The organism is Variovorax sp. J22R115 (genome assembly GCF_030317005.1).
In the GTDB taxonomy this organism is placed as follows: Bacteria; Pseudomonadota; Gammaproteobacteria; order Burkholderiales; family Burkholderiaceae_C; genus Variovorax.
In genome coordinates, this window is the sequence record NZ_JASZYM010000001.1 from 241,342 (window position 1) to 258,704 (window position 17,363).

The following is a 17,363-nucleotide window of genomic DNA, read 5'->3' on the forward strand; positions in this document are numbered from 1 at the left end:
GATACTTCATCTGCAACACTCCTTCTGCCTACGCAGCTTTTTAGCGTGTTGTATCGACCGGTTGAATCCGCAGACTGACTCCGGTCATTCGTCATTCGCCTCGACCGGCGACATCGCGTCGAGCAAAACAGCGAATCGAGAAAGCGCGCCGCGACGCCTTACTGAATCACCTGGTCGGCACGGAGCAGCATTGACTGCGGAATGGTGAGGCCGAGGCCCTTTGCAGTCTTCAGGTTGATGACCAGCTCGAAGCGTGACGGCTGCTCGACCGGAAGTTCGGCCGGTAGGGTGCCTCTGAGGATGCGGTCGGCGTATGTCGCGGCGCGGCGGAACGCGTATCGGATGTCGAAACTCCAAGTCACCAGTGCGCCCATGTCCGCCGCATTGCGAAATGCTCCGATCAGCGGCAGTCGGTTCGCTCGCGCCCGCTCAACAATCTCTCTCAAGTTGACAAAGTACACGCCGTCGGTACCGACAACAAGGGCCTCGGCGTGCGCGACCTTCATGGCCTCGAAGGCCGGAGCCAAGTCGTCGGCTCGAGCTACAGGGATCATTTGCAGCTTTAGACCGAGTTGCCGCGCTGCAGCCTCGTTCTGAGCCACATAGTCGGCGTAGACGATATTCGTCGGATTACCGATCACGGCAATTCGCATCGCGCCAGGCACGGCCTCGCGCGCCAGTTCCAGCCACTTGCCCCAGACTGCCAGCGGTTGCGCGATGCCGGTTATGTTGCCGCCAGGATGGGCAAAGCTAGCGACCAGCCCGAATTTCACCGGGTCGGCGATCAAGACGGCCACGATCGGAATCGTGGTTGTCGCCTGCTTGGTAGCCAGCGCTGCCGTCACACCGGCGGTGACCACGATCAGGTCGACGCCGAGCCCGACCAACTCGCTCGCCAACGCTGGAAAGCGGTCGTAGTGCTGCTCGGCCCAGCGGTAGTCGAAGGTCACTGTTTTTCCCTCGATCCATCCCAGGTCGCGAAGCGCTGTGACGAAAAATTGCAATGAATTGGGTCCGTCTGCAACCGGCGCAATGTTGCCGAGGATGCCGATCCGCCGGACACGGTCACCGGGTTGGGCGTACGGGGGCATCGCCGCGAGCAACGCGGCCAAGGCCACCAGGAGTTCGCGCCGTCCTTTCACTAGATCACCTTGTCCACGCGGCGGTCACCGAGGTCTCTTGCGAAGTTGCAGCATTCGCGCGTCTTGCCTGGCATTGCGAATCCCCTTTACGTCGACTGCACACCGTAGGGCGGACTGGTTCTCAGGTTCGGGCAACAGCAGACTCTCTCATCAGCTCGGACGAGCGCGTCCCGAATGAGGGTGAGATTCCGCGCACAGCTTCAACAGAAGAATCCTACAGCTTACAGGTCGTTCGCGGGCCTCGATCATTGCTCAACTGCGTGAATTCGCGGCCCGCCCGCGACTGACTGATCGCGCTGCGTTGCTGATTTTGACGACCAGACGGCGAACGGCCGCTCAGGGCCCGAACTCCCGTTTCGATGGCGAACAGAACGGACGTTCGATGCTTCGAGGGCACCGTCGCCAGAGGGCAAGCACGGGGCTATGGCTGCAATGCCGTGGAGCCAGCAGTTGATACCAAGGTGTCCTTCGCTGATGAGTGACCGGAGTCGGCCTCACAGCGTGATTTCACCCTGCGGCAGGGAAGGACAGCAAGCGCTGCGAAGGCGCTTCAGGCACTGGAAGGCGTGCGTCTGATGCCTAAGTCGCGACGCGGCGGCGGTAGGCTGGTGTGCGATGGCTCGTCTCGGTCTTCCGTTTCTCGGTGTAGCGCGCGTGCTGCGGCACATCGCGCTGCTGAAGACGTCCCATCTGACTGAGGCGTTGCGGCATTTCAGCCAGCGGGCATCGGCCGTTGACCTTTGCAAAGGGCACCCTATCGCCCTAAGCGTCAGGCCGGCACGGCGCCTTTGCGCTTGACCTTGATCCAGTCGGCCGAGCGAGTTCCGGGAACATAGATGCTGTCCGCGCGCTTGGCCACCAACCCCTCTAGCTTCAGGCTCAAAACAGCGTTGTTGAAGACCCTTGGAATGTCCTCTTCGAAATGACCTATGGCCAGCACGTTGTCAGGGCACGGATCGAGCAACTCAGCCAAAAGCGCCTTGCGCTGCATGAGCGTTCGACGGGTGACGTCGATGCCGCGGTGCACCATCAGATCGAAGACGGCGTAGCCCACCGGGTCACCGCCGTCGACCCAGCGTCTGCGCAAGCCCCGGTGCTGGAGTCGGTCGAAGTCACTGCGCCCCCTCTCGTCGAACACGCAGACCTCCCCGTCAGTCACGTAGGGTCCGCCCTGGACGCGCGCCAAACTCTGGGAGACCTCAGGGAACCACCGCGTCGCATTAGCGCCTCCGCGCGTGCGCAACTGGCACTTGCCATCGCCGAACTTGGCAGTGAGACGCCACCCGTCAAGCTTGATCTCCCAGATCCAGCCAGGGGCGTCGAGGGCCAACGGGCGCTCGATGAACAGCATCGGCGGGTAATCGTAGAGTTCCATATGCCGCTATACGGTCACACGCGCATGGGGTGGTGGCTGTCAGGAAAGCAGCATAAGGACCGATGGCCAATGGACGACATCGGGTGATACGCATCCAGTCTCTGGCGCGGGCTGAGCCCCGTGCTCAACGGAGACTGGAGATCCGGAGATCCCATATGAAAGACGACCCGAAGGAGACTGGCTTGGACCGCAAGCTGATTTCGCTGGACGAGCCGCACGAGGTGCGTAGCTGGACCGAATCGCTCGGCGTGACCGAACAGGAACTCAAGACGGCGATCACCGCGGTAGGCAACAGCGTGGAGAGGGTGTGCGAGTACCTACGGAAGAAATGACAGCCGAGCTGCGGCACGCATGGAACCTGGCGAGCCGAAATTCGACGCAGACACGGCAAGGCTGATTGCCTCCGCGCGCATCCGTCAAAAGCCTCTACCCGCGAAGAAGACCAGCCCCATAGCCTTTAGAGCGCGTGGAAGTCGCCTCGGATGCGGTCGCCGACCGTGTCGCCAGCCCTGCTTTCCGGCTGGACGTAGTTGTCGCCGATGGAGGCGCACATCTCGACGATCAGTTTGGCATAGTCCACCATGTTCTGGTCGAGTGGATCGCCGTCGCGGATCAGCCCTACCTGCACAGCCGCCTGCTTGAACAGTTCCGTAGGGTCGCGCGGGCCGACCGGTTCCTTGTCTTCGTCCTCGTTGACGTAGGTATAGAGCATTGCCAACTCCTATGAATGTGGCCTGGAGCCAGCATACCGCCGCAGACCGGGCAAGGTACTGCGTGGGCGCGGCCGCGGCGGGCGGGGTCTATAGGGTGCAGGTCGGGTTTGCAAGGCAGGATCGCAATGGCGAAATCGAACGCGGCGGCCCCACGCTGGAGGTCTCGATCGATAAGACGTCTTTCCAAAAGGGCAGGCGATCGCCCGTGGAGAGTTCCGACGCCCCTCTTTTCAGATCGCCGTCGGGCGAGGCCGGGCGGTTGATCATGCGGGCCGCCGATGCTTCGCCCAGTTCCTCGAACCGCGGTTCCTGAGTGCCCTTCGGCGCCGAGCCTGCCGGCCCCGAGGTGATGCCGCTCGCCCTGAGTCAAGCCGCCAGCGCTTCGGCGGCTGTTGACGACGCCCAATGAGGCTCGCCAGCTCAAGGCATTTCCGTCTTTGTGGTGTCGGAGCCTCCGCTGGCGCCGGGTGACCCCGGGCTGGCACAAGCCGCAGGCAGCAGATGGAGTGGGCGGTGGTGATCACGTCTCGGCGCTTCATGACGGCCGTCATTCGAAGGTGACGGTCTGTGTCGTCAGCACGCCGTTGCGCAGGTTCGCCGCCCTGCCGTGGTGAACAGAATGCCGGGACCGCCTGCGTCCATCGGGTGTCCCTTGCCTCGGAAATCGGAAGATGGCCTGAAGCTGCCGATGGCCGACCCAATCGAAGGACGCCGGCCCGCCGGTGCCCCGGCACGTGCCGGATCTTGAGCTTGGTGGACACATTCGATGGTCGCACCATCCCGCAGAACTGAGGGGGCCCTTCGACGCTAACTTGATCGCCAGCGGTACGTCGAGCTCCCAGGCAATGTTTGGCCCCGACGTTGCTTCAGGACCTCTCCTGGAAAAAATGGTTCTTCAGCAGGGGCTCGCTGTTGGCACCCGACTGAAGGCCTGCGTTTTGCGGATTGAGCCGGTCCCTCGGACCGTCCTCGCCCGCATAGCCGCTTGGTTTGGCAGGCCAGGCGGTTGTGGCGCCCCAGCCCGCACCCGGCGAATGGCGGGCCCGCCGGCGAGGCGCCTCCGCGCAGATGCGCTTGAGGCTGGCTGGAAGTCATGCGGGACCACGAGCACGTCCGTGTGCGCATCGCGCAGCACCCGCTGCGCAACGCTCTCGAAGAGAAGGTCCGAGAGCATGGACGACGGCTGCTTGCCCACCACGATGAGGTCCGCCCCCGTGTGCTGCTGTTGGACGAGAACCTGGCGCGCGGGGTCACCGTAACCGAGCGATGAGAGCAGTCGGTTGCGGCGTGCGTCGTACGAATCGGCCAACGTAAGCATCCGGTCGCGCGCGTAGCGCCGGCACTGCTCGCGGTAGGCCTTGATGGCCTGCTCCGACACCTGGGCATACCGGAGCTTCCCTTCGTGCGCCGCGGTGACCGCGTGGAACAGCTCCACCTGTGCCGTCGTGTTGAGAGCAAGGACAAGGTCGACCAGTCCCCGGGACGTTTTCGAGAAGTCGACGGCGACCACGAGGCTCTGGTACGGGCCATCGGCTGGACGCCGCACGACGAGGACGGGACGCTGGCACTTGCGCACGATTCCTTCGACTGGCTGGCCCATGAGGAACGAGCGCACGCCGCGCAGGGGCTCGGTGCCCCAGATCAGGAGGTCCGCACGGTGCGTCTCGGCAACGACGTCCGCAACCTCAAAGGCAACCCTGTTCAGCGTACGCACCTGGATGTCATGGCGTTGACCCAATTGCAGCGCGTGGTGTGCCAGTCTGCAGGCCGCATCCGGAGGTGGCGGCTCTCCGGGCGGTGCGAGGTAGATGAGTTCCAGCGTTGCTCCGTGCTCTGCGCAAAGCATCCCGGCGCGAGCGAGGCTGTGGTCGCCCAGCGTGGAAAAGTCGGTGACTGCGAGGATGGAGTGAGGGGTCATGGAAAACCTTTCGAGATGGCTGGCGCCTGGCCTCCGGCGTCGGCATGCAGCAGCGCCGGAACCTGCGGGCAGGAGAAAAAGGCAGCTCGTTCGTGAGCCGCAGCGGACCAACACCTTTTCGTGCAGCTACTTGGAGTAGTCGCCCGTCGCTTCGGGCTGGTACTGAATAGCGGCGATTTCGGCCGTGTACTCGTCGCCGTTCGGCGTGTGCCATCTCGCGACATCTCCGGTTTTCAGCCCAAGCAGGCCGTTGCCGACCGGCGAGAGAACTGACACGAAACCTGCGGCGGGCTCCGCATCGCCGGGATAGCAAATCGTGAGCATTTGGCGCCGGTGCGTGGCGACGTCTACGAGCTCGACGCGCGAGTACATCGTCACGACATCCGCGCTGACCGCACGGCCGCTGGTCACGTCCGCGGTCGCAAGAAGGTCCGAAAGCGTGGACGAAACGGGTCCAAGTTTCGTCAGGCGGGTGAAATCAAGTTCGGTGAGCGTGCGCTCGCCGTGTACAACTGCATGCATGGAAGCACTCCATCGAATGCGGGCGTCGCCCACGAAGGACGGCAGCCGCTACCGCGCGAGGCTTGTGCCCGGCGGTGGAGGGATGCGCTGAAAGGGGAGAGAGCGGACCGCCGGGCTTAGGACTGTGCTGGCGTCAGCTGACGATGCACCTTCTTTGCAGCCGCACGCGCGTACGTCGCTGCGAAGAGCAGCGAGGCCAATGCAACGTGGGCGCAAACAAGGGTGATGGTCATGCGGCTAGTCTAGGCCAGTGTGCAATCCATAGGCAAGCAATGGCCTCATGCTTCTTGCCAGATTGAACCTGCCGCTGCGACCGAAGCCGGGCATACCGGTCCCTAGGCTGCGCCGATCGAACGGCCACTCATGGAGCCATTCGCATTTCGCCAATGTTCCGCTGTGAACGACGCGGGTTGAGGTGGTGTGCAAACGGTCGGCTCTCCACGATGCAAGACCTGGGACGCGAGCGGCTCGCGGCGTGCCGTGCGCTTGTGGACGCATCACTGCAAATGCGCCTTGCCTTCCCAGATCGTGGATCACCCTCTTCTTGCTGAGGTGGCCGCGCATGCCAGCGGAAAGAAGAAAAATGGATGCATCGCGCACATCAGCGTCATAGCTGCAAGAGGCGGCGTCGCATACAGCGCCCTGAGGTTGAGCCTTCGCTCACGCTCGAAGGATTCGAACAGGAACCAGTTAAGGCGTTCGTACTGGGCGAACGGCGCCCACGTGAGGGGGGTCGATGGCAAGAAAACTGTCGGCACGGGGGTTCTCCTCGCCGGCTAGTAACGGACGAAAGTTTGGCGGTACTGAACAGCCTGTGGAGGGCCTCACCGAGAGCCCTGGGCGCCTCGCCACGCACCAGCGTGGGAAAGCGTCTCTGTGGCGGAATCGCTTTGTGGCTCCTTGGCATGAGCATCCCCATGCCGCCGAAAAGGACCGGCTTGAAAAGAAGCAGTTCGGGAGTCGAAACGGTAGGCGGGAAGGCAAGACGCGTGGCCTACCGCGTCAAACAAGAAAGGCAGATACGCCTTGACTGATGCGCCTCCAGACGATCGAGGTCGTGCGATGCTGAAAATCCGACGAACACGTCATGTCCCACCTTGCAGAGCTTTGTACTTCATCAATGGAAGGCAGGCTTGTCGACACGACGCCCGAGTACGGAAGATGGGGGTAGGCCATGAACAAACCATAGCAGGGAAGTGTTCGAGCCTCAATGCGGTGAGACGAGTCGCACTGGGACGTAGGGTCAATCGCTGCGCACGCCAGCGGCGCGGTTCATTGCACCGGCCGTGACGACCTTGGCGCCGAGCGCCATCGCCTTTGAAATGTGAGGAAGGACTTGGGGTGCGCATGTTGGGCCTGCAGCAGTCCCTTGGCGCGACGCGCGGTGAAAGCCTGAAGGTTGCCATCTGCCTGCATACCTGCCGAGTGGCGGGCGTGGCGCGCGAGCGCTGAGGAGCGTTACCGAGATCGAATTCCGAACATCAAAGAGTAGTGCTGCCCATGCAACGCGCCCATCGGTTTTCGCTCGGCACAGATCCAAGCGCTGCGCGAGCCCGTATATCTGCCGGCGGCACATCTCCCGTGTCGATGCAAAGGACGCAACATGTCAGCAAACGCGGCCCGCGCGATCCAATGGGTCGAACGCGGCCTGGTGCCCGACGCGATCGTCAGGCGGGGCATTCGTCGCCTGCTGAAGCACCGATTGACCGAACTGCGAAGCGGCGATCCGACCAGCAACGCCGACGTCACGCAGGAATTCGTCGACCGCATGCACAGCGCCGAACTGGCGCCCCTGGCGACCAAGGCCAACGAGCAGCACTACGAGGTACCGGCCGCGTTCTTCGGCGACGTGCTTGGCCCGCAGCGCAATTACGGCCGCTATTGGCCGGAACACGCCACGACGCTGGCGCAGTCCGAAGTCGCAGCACTGGAACTGACATGCGAGCGCGCCGGTCTTGTCGATGGCCAGAACGTGCTTGAACTCGGCGGCTGGGGCTCGCTGACCTTGTGGATGGCGAAGCGCTACCCAGGAAGCAGGATCACGGCGCTGTCGAACTCGGCCTCGCAGCGTGAACACACCGAGGCCGAGCTTGGCCGCCGCGGCCTGACCAATGTTCGCGTGGTCACCTGCGACATCAACGGCTTCGACACCGCGGATCGCTTCGACCGCGTCGTCTCGGTCGAGATGTTCGAACACCTGCGCAACTGGCAACGCGCCTTCGCCGGCGTCGCTCGCTGGCTGCGCCCCCCTGTGGGGCATCGTCTGCGCGCTGGGCCTTGCGACCGGCGCTGGTCAGCAGGTGCGTCATGCCGGCGCTGATGCGGATGGCGCTCGAAGGCCTTGCGTGGTGCACGTCGCTCGGCCTGCTGACATGGGTCGCCAGCCTGGCCCGGCAAGACGCCAGCCTCGCGGACAGGGTATGGCCCGCACTGATCGGCGGAGCCGGCCTGCTGTATGCGCTGCGATGGCCGGCGGCCGACGCGCGCGGCCTTTGCATGGCCGCGCTGGGGTTCGCATGGGCGCTGCGACTGGGCATCTTCATCACGCTGCGCAACCGCGGCCATGGCGAAGACCGGCGCTACCGCGAGATGCGCGGGCGCAACGCGCCGCACTTTGGTCTGAAGAGCCTCTACCTGGTCTTCGGCCTGCAGGCGCTGCTCGCGTGGATCGTGTCCGCGCCGCTCCTTGCCGGCATTGCCGGAGGCCGCGCGTGGAACTGGGTCGACGATGCCGGCATGTCGGTCGCGGTTTCAGGCATCGTCTTCGAGGCGATTGGCGACGCCCAGCTGTCGCGCTTCAAGTCCGATCCCGCCCACGCCGGCCAGGTGATGGACCGTGGACTCTGGCGCTTCACCCGGCATCCCAACTACTTCGGCGAAGCCTGCGTCTGGTGGGGCCTGTGGTTCATGGCCATGGCGGGCGCGGGCTGGACCGCCGCTTGGAGCGTCGTGTCGCCCGCGCTGATGACGCTGCTGCTGATCAAGGTCTCGGGCGTCGGCCTGCTCGAAGAGAACATCGGCGAACGCCGCCCCGCGTACCATGACTACATCGCGCGAACCAACGCCTTCGTGCCCGGCCCGCCGCGCAGGAGCCGACGATGAGGCACATGCCGCAGTGGTGGCTTCGAGCCCCGGCGCTGTGCGGAATCAAGGTGCGGCAGGCGGCCGCGGCGGCTACGAGCGAATGGAACTTCCGCGTCTCCCTGGACGGCACGCCGATCGGCGATCACCGCGTTGTCCTCGCCGCTTCGTTTCGCCGTGCGGGCCACCCCGCCCGCGACATTCCCAACAGGAGCCTTCATGACCGTTCGCCAGTTCGCCGTCGCCTATGCCGCCATGGCGGTGGTCTTCCTGGCGCTCGACGCCATCTGGCTCGCCACCATGGCCGAGCGGCTCTACCGCCCGGCCATCGGACACCTGATGCGCGATCGCTTCGCCTTCGGGCCGGCCCTGGCCTTCTACGTGATCTACGTCGCCGGCGTTGTCGTCTTCGTCATTGCACCCGCGCTGGCCGAGCGGCGATGGCAATCCGCGCTTGGCATGGGCGCACTGCTGGGACTGCTGGCCTATGCGACCTACGATCTCACCAACCAGGCCACGCTCAAGGGCTGGCCTTGGCGCATCACGCTGGCCGATCTGTGCTGGGGCAGTTTGGTCACCGCGGTCTCGGCGGCGGCTGCATGCCGGATCACCCTGGCTTTCGGTGCGCGGGGGCACTGAGGGTCAGCCCTTACATGCCGATCAACGCCCAGGGTGCGCGCCACGGATCCGTCGAACAGCATGCGGCCTTCGATCGAGGCCAGGCAGATGCATTCGCTGTCCGCCTGCACCACCGGCTGATGGTGGATGCCGCCGTCGGCCTGGTCGAAATCGCCGGTCCCAAACAGCGTACGCCCGTCGTGGAAGGAACCGTGCAGCACCTGGGTGAGTTCCGTTTCGCTGTGGGTATGCCATGCCAGCTTCATGTCGGTGCCGGTGCCGATGCGCAACAGGAACAGCTTGGCCTGCGGGTAGGGCGCTCTCCGTCAATGGCTGTCAGACGGTGGTCATGCGGGGCCTTACGCACCGCCGCACAAATTGGATCACAGCGAAATGTGAGCAAATCCAAACGCGCATCAGCCGCGTAGAAGGAGCACCATGGCCATCACCCCCATCTTCTCGCCGAAACACCCGTCGCCGCCGCGATCCCCCGATGGCCGCGGCACGCTCGACGTTGCAGTCATCGGCAGCGGCATCTCGGGGTTGTCGGCGGCGTGGCTGTTGTCGGCGCGCCATCGCGTCACCGTCTTCGAGTCCGACGGCCGGCCCGGCGGCCACAGCAACACGGTGGCCGTGCCGGCTGCTGCCGGCGCTTTTCCGGTCGACACCGGCTTCATCGTCTACAACGAGGCTGCATACCCAAACCTCACGGCGCTGTTTGCACATCTCGGCGTCGAGACCGAGGCTTCCGACATGTCCTTCGCGGTCAGCCTGGACCAGGGGGCGCTGGAATACAGCGGCACCGACCTGCAAGGCCTCTTCGCGCAGCCGGGCAACCTGCTGAGCTTGCGCTTCTGGTCCATGTTGCGCGACCTTGTCCGGTTCTACCGCCAGGCGCCCGCCGACGCTGGCCGCATGGGGCTGATGCCGCTGGACGCCTATCTGGACCGGCGCGGTTACGGCCGTGCGTTCCGCGAAGACCATCTGTATCCCATGGCGTCCGCCATCTGGTCGACCCCGGCTGCGCACGTCGGGGCCTACCCGACTGAGGCTTTCGTGCGCTTCTGCGAGAACCACCAGCTTCTGCAGCTTTCCGGGCGTCCGGCCTGGCGCACGGTCAAGGGAGGCAGCCGCCGGTACGTCGAGCGCCTGATCCGCGGCCTCGCGCAGCCTTTGCGGCTCGACTGCGCCGCCGTCGAGGTCCGCGCGGGCGCCGACGGCGTGCTCGTGCGCACGGGACGGGGCGAGCAGCCCCAGTGCTTCGACCAGGTGGTGATCGCCACCCATGCCGACCAGGCTCTGCGCCTGCTGCCCGACGCCAGCGCGGACGAAGCGCGACTGCTGGGCGCGTTCGCGTACAGCCGCAACCATGCCGTGCTGCACCGCGACCCGACGCTGATGCCGCAGCGCCGCGCGGTGTGGTCGAGCTGGAACTACATGGCGAATCGCCGCAGCCAGGACGCGCTGTGCGTGAGCTACTGGATGAACCGCCTGCAGCGCCTGCCGGACCCCGCACCGCTCTTCCTGACGCTCAACCCCACACACGCGCCGCACGCCGAGCAACTCATCCGCACCGAGATCTACGAGCATCCGATCTTCGATGTCGCTGCCATCCGGGCCCAGCAGGAACTCTGGTCGCTGCAGGGTCGGCGGCGAATCTGGTTCTGCGGTGCCTATTTCGGCTCGGGCTTCCATGAAGACGGCCTGCAGGCCGGATTGGCGGTGGCCGAGGCGCTCGGCGGCGTGCGGCGGCCCTGGCGCGTGGCGAATGAATCGGGCCGCATCCGCCTGCATGCGCCGGTGGCGATGGCTTCATGAGCAAGAACTCGGCCCTCTACAGCGGTAGCGTGATGCACCAGCGGCTGCGGCCGGCCCGCCACCGGCTGCGCTACCGGGTGTTCTCGCTGCTGGTCGATCTCGACGAACTGCCTGACCTCGCGCGGCGGCTGCGCCTGTTCTCGCTCAACCGCTTCAACCTCTTCAGCCTGCATGAACGCGACCACGGCGCCGGTCTGGAGCGGGGCCTGCGCAGCCATGTGGATGCGCAACTGCACGCAGCGGGGCTCGCAACAGGCGGTGCCATCCGCCTCCTCAGCATGCCGCGCACCCTCGGGCATGTCTTCAATCCGCTGAGCGTCTACTTTTGCCACCGTCCCGACGGCCCGCTGCAGGCCCTGCTCTATGAAGTCAACAACACCTTCGGCGAGCGGCACAGCTACCTGATCGAGGTCGACCCGGCCATGCACGAGGGCGAAACCATCGTGCAGTCCTGTGCCAAGGGCTTCCACGTGTCCCCCTTTCTCGCGCTCGACATGACCTACCGTTTTGGCATCGATGCGCCGCACCCCGACCGGGGTGTATTGCGCATCTCGATCACCGCCAGCGATGCCGACGGCCCGGTGCTCATCGCTTGCTTCGACGCTCGGCGCCGCGTGCTGGACGACAAGGCGCTGGCGCTCGCCTTCATGTCGCATCCGCTGCTCACGCTGAAGGTGGTGGTCGCGATCCATTGGGAGGCCTTGCGCCTGTGGGCCAAGGGCGTGCGTCTGCATCCGCGACCGCCCCCGCCGCTGGACGCGATGACGATCATCAAGCGCAAGAATCGATGAACAGTTCTCGATCCTCCAACGCATCGTCGGAGCCGTTGTTGCCGGCCGGTCGTCCCGGCCGCAGGGTGACCGTCCGCTGCGCGTCATGGGCGGGCTGGCCGTTTCGCCGCTTGCTCCAGCGCGTGCTGCGCGGAATCCAGTGCGGAACCCTCGCGGTCGAGCTACCGGACGGCGAGCGCGCCGAGGGCCGTGGCGCGCTCGCGGGCCCGCAGGCCTCGATCGTCCTGCATTGCTGGCGCCCGCTGGCGCGGATGCTGCTGGAGGGCGACACCGGCCTGGCCGCGTCCTACCGCGACGGCGACTGGTCGAGCCCCGACCTGCCCGCACTGCTCGAATTCGGCATCCGCAACGAATCCGGCTGGGGCCGCGCGCTCGACGCCTCGTGGCCGGTTCGCTGGCTCGGCCGACTCTTTCACTTCGCGCACCGCAATTCCCGACGCGGAAGCCGCGAGAACATCGCCTTCCACTACGACCTGGGCAACGAGTTCTACGCCCAATGGCTGGATCCCGAACTGATCTATTCGAGTGCCCTCCATGCCACCGGCAACGAGTCGCTCGAGGAAGCGCAGGCACTCAAGCTGCAGCGCATTGTGGAGCTCCTCGACCTGAAAGCGCCCATGTCGGTGCTGGAGATCGGCTGCGGCTGGGGCGCGCTGGCGCTGGCCCTGGCCGGTGCCCACGGCACGCGCGTGATCGGCCTGACCTTGTCGGCCGAGCAGCTCGCGCATGCGCGGCAGCGCGTGGCCGACCTGCGGCTGGAAGCACAGATCGACCTGCGCCTGCAGGACTACCGCGACGTGCAGGGCAGGTACGACCGCATCGTCTCCATCGAGATGCTCGAGGCCGTGGGCGAGCGCTACTGGCCCACCTTCTTCGACACGCTGCGCGGTCGACTGAAGCCCGACGGTCAGGCCATCGTGCAGGTGATCACGATGGCCGATGCGCATTTCGAGCACTACCGGACCCACACCGACTTCATCCAGCGTTTCATCTTTCCGGGCGGCATGCTGCCGTCGCCGTCGGCGATGAAGGCGCAGGCCGAACGGGCCGGATTGACGATGGAGACAGCGCTGACCTTCGGCGAGAGCTATGCGATCACGCTGGTCGAGTGGCGACGCCGCTTTCTGCGTGCCTGGCCGGCGATCGAGGCGCTGGGCTTCGACGAGGCGTTCCGCCGGCTGTGGGAGTACTACCTGTGCTACTGCGAAGCGGGCTTTCGCGCCGGACGCGTGGACGTGGGCCTGTACGCGCTGGCGCGTCGGTGATGCGGGACATTCAAGCGGCGCTGCTGGTCGAGGAGAGATGCATCGGCGTTGGAGCGACGTCCCGATCTTCCACCGTGGCCGAGCGCTCGCTGATCGACACCGCGTCCAGGATTCGGCGGTTGACGAAGCGGTGCAGTGCTTGATGGCGATGGCACTGGGCGGGCATCTGAAGGCGAGGTCGCACCCGATCACCGGTTGGCGGAGACACCTCGCCATCCGCGTCCTCTCGGTCTTCACGATCTGCATTCGACAAGCAATGTGCTCGGGCCGCTCGAATACAACATCGACTTGCCTCTCGGCGTCAGCTCGCCGCTCGAGCCGATGAAAGTTGGGCGCTCCGAAAGCGAACGGTGGCGAAGTCTCCTTGGATGCGACAAGCATCCTCTGAACGGCGGCCTGCCAACAGGTCGTTGCGAAGCCGCGCCAGGGTTTCTCCTTCACCGGCTTTTCGCTTGTCGTCAGAGCGCTGCGGTTCAGCGGAGCTCGGCCACAGCAGTTCGATTTCCCGGTGGACGTGCTCGGCGCATGATCGGTCTCATGCCGCGCTATTGCCGCCCCCTGAGCATCAAGCGCATCATCGCCCCACCCATCTGCCAGGCGAGCTCCCGCCGTGCACCGCGCCCTTCGGCAATGAGGAGGAGCACCTATGCAAGCCACTCCGTTGCTCGATCTGGCCATCGTTGGCGGAGGCGTCGCTGGCGTCATCCACCTGCACTACGCGCGGCAGTCGGGCCTCAAGGTGCTGCTGCTCGAAAAGCAGGGCGGCGTCGGCGGCCTCTGGCGCCAGCTTCCGGCGTGGCAAGACATCCAGATCAGCCCGGCCGACTGGACCATCGGCGATCTGCCGCTGGGTGGCCCGAAGCAGCCGCACATCCTCGCCAACATCGAGGCATGGGTCGAGCGCTTCGGCCTCGCCGATCGCATCCGGCTCGACAGCCCTGTGTCTCGCGCGCGTTACACCGGCACCTGCTGGGAGCTCGATACGCCACAAGGCACGGTGCGCGCGCGTCATCTGGTGGCGGCCACCGGTGGCCACAACAAGCCTGCGATTCCCGAAGTGCTTCGTCGCGAAAGCGCGGTGCGGGAGCTGCATTCCAGCGCCCTGCGCGATCCGGCCGAACTGACCGGTCGCGAGGTGCTTGTGGTCGGCGGCGGCGCCTCGGCCTTCGATCTGCTGGACCTGTGCCTTGAGTACAAGGCGCGCCGGATCGTCTGGGCGTACCGCGGCCTGCGCTGGTTCACCCCGACCGGCAAGCCGAAGATCATCGCCGGCAGCGTGCGCCCCTACGCGAAGATGCAGGTGAACGGCATGACCGTCGCGCAGCAGAACGTGATGATCGGCGCCGACCTGCTGGCCCGCTATGAAAAGTTCGGCATCCAGTCGATCCAGCCCGAAAGGCCGCTGGATGTGCATCAAGACCAGCTTATTCCCGGCCGCGCTCGCATGCTGGCCAGCTTTGGTGAGCTGGAGCGGTATCCGGGCAGCGTCGAGGCCATCGAGGGGCGAGACGTGACGCTGTCGGACGGCACGCGCCTCGCGGTGGATGTTCTCCTGTGGGGCACGGGCTACCACACCGACCTTTCGTACTTCGAAGAGCCGCGTATCGCAGGCATTCGCACCGTCGGCGAACTGGCCTCGCGCTGCGCGTGCATCTTCCGCAGCCTGGATGCGCCGGACCTCTATTTCCCGGGCGTGGGCCTGGACGGCATCGGTTCCGCGCCGTGGGCCTTCATGCTGATGGCACGATCCGTCATGTCGCACATCCGCGGCACGGCACAGCTGGACATGGAGCCGGTCGCCTGCAGGCTCAACCACCTCGACATCGTGCGCTACCTGGCCGAGCGGGACTTCGGCACCTACGCCGGAGAGCGCGGCTGGGACTTCTATCGCGACTTGGCACTGGGCACGCCGGACGATCAGCCCTACCCATTGCTCTGAAGTCGTGGCGCGGCGTTCCTGGGCCTGCACGATGTGGTTGATCGCGAGTTTTCGTTTGCCTCTCCCGCTCCCAGTAAGCCAAGCCTGAGCTTGGGTGACGCATAACGAGCCGTTGATACAGGACAATCACTCCATGACTCAGCCACTATGAGCAGCGCGGAGCAGCCTGGACGTCCCGATCCGGATGTGCCCGCAAGGGTTCACCTGGACATGACGACGCTGCGCCTGTTCATCGCAACCGCCGAACTCGGCGGCGTGACGCGCGCGGCCGAGCGCGAGCATCTGGCACCGGCTGCGGCGTCTCGCCGGATCCAGGAATTCGAGGCGCAGTTCGGACTGCCACTATTCCGTCGTCTGCCGCACGGCATGGCGCTGACCGATGCAGGGCGCACCATGCTCGCCCATGCGCGCAACCTGACCCACACCGTCGTACGCATGCAAGACGACGCCGCGGCGTACCGTCATGGCGAGAAGGGCGTGGTCCGCCTGGCGGCACCCAAGTCGGCAGTCATCCAGTTCATGCCGCGTGACATTCAGCGTTGCAGCATCGCCTGCCCGGACGTGCGCATCGACCTGCAGGAGATGAACAGCCAGATCGTCCAGCAATCACTGGCGCGCGGTGTGGTGGACGTGGGGATCTACGAGGCCAGCCTGGGCTCGATCGACCTGCCGGCCTTGCCCTACCGCAGCGACCGCCTGGTGCTGGTCGTGGCGCGCGGTCATCCGCTGGCCACACGCCGCAAAGCGGGCATCGACGACATTCTTTCTTGGGACTTGATCGGCCTGGGCGAGGGCTCAGCTGTATCCATTGCCCTTGAGCGACAGGCCGCAGAGGCGGGCCGGGTACTTCGCATGCCCATGCGGGTGGGCGGCTTCGACAGCATGGCGGCGCTGATCGCACAAGGCTTGGGACTTGGCGTGATGCCGCAAGCTGTGGCGCGCGCCATTGCGGGCGGGCCGCGGTTCGCGCGGGTGACCATCGAGGGCGAATGGGCAGTGCGCCACTTCGTGCTCTGCCATCGGCCGATGCCGATGCTTTCGCTGGCGGCGCAGAGCGTGCTGCAGGTTCTCGCGGATACGCAAAACGCGAATCCTGAATCGCCGGATTAGCGATGGCGCCCTGAGGTCCTGCGGCCCATAGTCGAGTCTCACAACGAAGAGACAGACACATGCAACGCAGAACCTTCGCAATCGCCGCCGTCGCCTCACTGGCAGCCCCCTGGGTCCGGGCACAGGACCTGCCCTCCGGGCCGATCCGCATCATCGTGGGCTTTGCGCCCGGTGGCGGGACCGATGTGTTGGCACGAACGATCGCCCACAAGCTGTCTGTCCTGTGGAACACGCAGGTGATCGTGGAGAACAAGGCGGGCGCGACCGGCGTCATCGCGGCCGAGTACGTGGCCAAGCAGCCTGGAGACGGCAAGGTTCTGCTGATGGCGCATGTCAACAGCCACGCCATCGCGCCGGCGCTGATGCAGAACGTCAAGTACGACCCGCGCCAGGACTTCGCACCGATCACCCTGGTAGGTGTCACGCCCAACATGCTGACCTGCAATGAAACACAGCAGGTGCGCACGGTCGCGGGCGTCGTCGACCTGTGCCGTCGCCAGCCTGGGAAGATCAGCTTCGGATCGTCCGGCACAGGCTCGGCCCAGCACCTGGCCTTCGAGATGTTCCGCATGGCGGCCAAGATCCAGGCGGTGCATGTGCCCTACAAGGGTTCCAGCGCCATGGTCACCGACCTTCTGGGCGGCCAGATCAACTATGCCTTCGACACGATGACGGCGGCCACGCCCTACGTGAAGCAGGGCAAGGTCATCGCCGTCGCACAGACCCGGCTCAAGCGTGCCAAAAGCCACCCCGATGTGCCAACGATGGCCGAATCGGGCTTTCCGGGCTTCGATGCGGCCTCGTGGTACGGCCTTGCCGGACCCAGGAGCATGCCCGCCGCCATGGTCAAGCGCATGAACGAGGACATCAATCAGGTCCTGGCGCAGGCGGACGTTGCGGACAAGCTGGAACAGTTCGGCGCTGAAGACGCCGGCGGCAGCAGCCAGAAGTTCGCCGACTTCATCGTCTCCGAAAACACGAAGTGGGCCAGGGTCATCAAGGATGCCGGCGTTCGTGCCGACAGCTGAAGCCTCCTAGCCCGCATCCCAGATTTACGACAGGAAACAACCC

Annotated in this window: 16 protein-coding genes and 1 pseudogene; 10 read left to right on the top strand and 7 right to left on the bottom strand. The window is 65.3% G+C overall.

Annotation, left to right across the window (positions count from 1 at the left end; all coding sequences use genetic code 11):
- Positions 1 to 158 precede the first annotated feature (158 nt).
- Both QTI04_RS01000 and QTI04_RS01005 read right to left on the bottom strand, forming a co-directional pair.
- Entirely contained in the window at positions 159 to 1,142 is a 984-nt protein-coding gene (locus QTI04_RS01000; protein ID WP_286613827.1) for an ABC transporter substrate-binding protein, read from the bottom strand.
- Between the two features lie 769 nt (positions 1,143 to 1,911).
- Entirely contained in the window at positions 1,912 to 2,517 is a 606-nt protein-coding gene (locus tag QTI04_RS01005) for an RNA ligase family protein (protein WP_286613829.1), read from the bottom strand.
- Positions 2,518 to 2,672: 155 nt separating this feature from the next.
- Between QTI04_RS01005 and QTI04_RS01010 the strand changes: the two genes are divergently transcribed.
- Positions 2,673 to 2,849, top strand: coding sequence for a DUF3606 domain-containing protein (locus QTI04_RS01010; RefSeq protein WP_286613830.1), 177 nt, complete (start codon positions 2,673 to 2,675; stop codon positions 2,847 to 2,849).
- A gap of 125 nt (positions 2,850 to 2,974) precedes the next feature.
- Here the strand turns inward: QTI04_RS01010 and QTI04_RS01015 are convergent, their stop codons facing one another.
- The 4 genes from QTI04_RS01015 to QTI04_RS01030 form a co-directional block, all read right to left on the bottom strand.
- Positions 2,975 to 3,229, bottom strand: a complete 255-nt coding sequence (locus QTI04_RS01015; protein ID WP_286605190.1) for a hypothetical protein — start codon at positions 3,227 to 3,229, stop codon at positions 2,975 to 2,977.
- A gap of 896 nt (positions 3,230 to 4,125) precedes the next feature.
- Entirely contained in the window at positions 4,126 to 5,148 is a 1,023-nt protein-coding gene (locus QTI04_RS01020) for a universal stress protein (protein ID WP_286613831.1), read from the bottom strand.
- A gap of 126 nt (positions 5,149 to 5,274) precedes the next feature.
- Positions 5,275 to 5,670 carry a GreA/GreB family elongation factor gene (locus QTI04_RS01025; RefSeq protein WP_286613832.1) on the bottom strand — a complete coding sequence of 132 codons (396 nt, stop codon included), beginning with the start codon at positions 5,668 to 5,670 and terminating at the stop codon, positions 5,275 to 5,277.
- A 533-nt stretch (positions 5,671 to 6,203) separates the two neighbouring features.
- A complete protein-coding gene (locus QTI04_RS01030) occupies positions 6,204 to 6,428 on the bottom strand; it encodes a hypothetical protein (protein ID WP_286613833.1) in 225 nt (74 codons plus the stop codon).
- A gap of 845 nt (positions 6,429 to 7,273) precedes the next feature.
- Here QTI04_RS01030 and QTI04_RS01035 point away from each other — a divergent pair.
- The 3 genes from QTI04_RS01035 (at position 7,274) to QTI04_RS01045 (ending at position 9,390) form a co-directional block, all read left to right on the top strand.
- The gene (locus QTI04_RS01035; RefSeq protein ID WP_286613834.1) at positions 7,274 to 7,990 is read left to right on the top strand and encodes a cyclopropane-fatty-acyl-phospholipid synthase family protein; all 717 of its coding nucleotides are present in this window, start codon (positions 7,274 to 7,276) and stop codon (positions 7,988 to 7,990) included.
- A complete protein-coding gene (locus QTI04_RS01040; RefSeq protein ID WP_286613835.1) occupies positions 7,978 to 8,772 on the top strand; it encodes a DUF1295 domain-containing protein in 795 nt (264 codons plus the stop codon). The genes QTI04_RS01035 and QTI04_RS01040 overlap by 13 nt, the downstream gene beginning before the upstream one ends.
- Before the next feature lie 198 nt (positions 8,773 to 8,970).
- On the top strand, positions 8,971 to 9,390 hold the full coding sequence (locus QTI04_RS01045) for a DUF2177 family protein (RefSeq protein WP_286613836.1): 420 nt from the start codon (positions 8,971 to 8,973) through the stop codon (positions 9,388 to 9,390).
- 140 nt (positions 9,391 to 9,530) lie between these two features.
- Here QTI04_RS01045 and QTI04_RS01050 read toward each other — a convergent pair.
- Positions 9,531 to 9,635, bottom strand: a pseudogene (locus QTI04_RS01050) (transcriptional regulator); the annotation flags it as partial.
- Positions 9,636 to 9,807: 172 nt separating this feature from the next.
- Between QTI04_RS01050 and QTI04_RS01055 the strand changes: the two are divergent.
- The 6 genes from QTI04_RS01055 to QTI04_RS01080 all read left to right on the top strand — a co-directional run bounded on the left by QTI04_RS01055 (position 9,808) and on the right by QTI04_RS01080 (position 17,320).
- On the top strand, positions 9,808 to 11,187 hold the full coding sequence (locus QTI04_RS01055) for an NAD(P)/FAD-dependent oxidoreductase (RefSeq protein WP_286613837.1): 1,380 nt from the start codon (positions 9,808 to 9,810) through the stop codon (positions 11,185 to 11,187).
- A complete protein-coding gene (locus QTI04_RS01060) occupies positions 11,184 to 11,978 on the top strand; it encodes a DUF1365 domain-containing protein (protein ID WP_286613838.1) in 795 nt (264 codons plus the stop codon). The genes QTI04_RS01055 and QTI04_RS01060 overlap by 4 nt, the downstream gene beginning before the upstream one ends.
- Positions 11,975 to 13,243: a cyclopropane-fatty-acyl-phospholipid synthase family protein gene (locus QTI04_RS01065; RefSeq protein WP_286613839.1), complete on the top strand. Its 1,269-nt coding sequence runs from the start codon at positions 11,975 to 11,977 to the stop codon at positions 13,241 to 13,243. The genes QTI04_RS01060 and QTI04_RS01065 overlap by 4 nt, the downstream gene beginning before the upstream one ends.
- A gap of 646 nt (positions 13,244 to 13,889) precedes the next feature.
- A complete protein-coding gene (locus tag QTI04_RS01070) occupies positions 13,890 to 15,182 on the top strand; it encodes an NAD(P)-binding domain-containing protein (RefSeq protein WP_286613840.1) in 1,293 nt (430 codons plus the stop codon).
- Positions 15,183 to 15,392: 210 nt separating this feature from the next.
- Complete coding sequence (locus QTI04_RS01075; protein WP_286613841.1) at positions 15,393 to 16,292, top strand: LysR family transcriptional regulator; 900 nt, start codon at positions 15,393 to 15,395, stop codon at positions 16,290 to 16,292.
- Between the two features lie 59 nt (positions 16,293 to 16,351).
- A complete protein-coding gene (locus QTI04_RS01080; protein ID WP_286613842.1) occupies positions 16,352 to 17,320 on the top strand; it encodes a tripartite tricarboxylate transporter substrate binding protein in 969 nt (322 codons plus the stop codon).
- Positions 17,321 to 17,363: the final 43 nt, after the last annotated feature.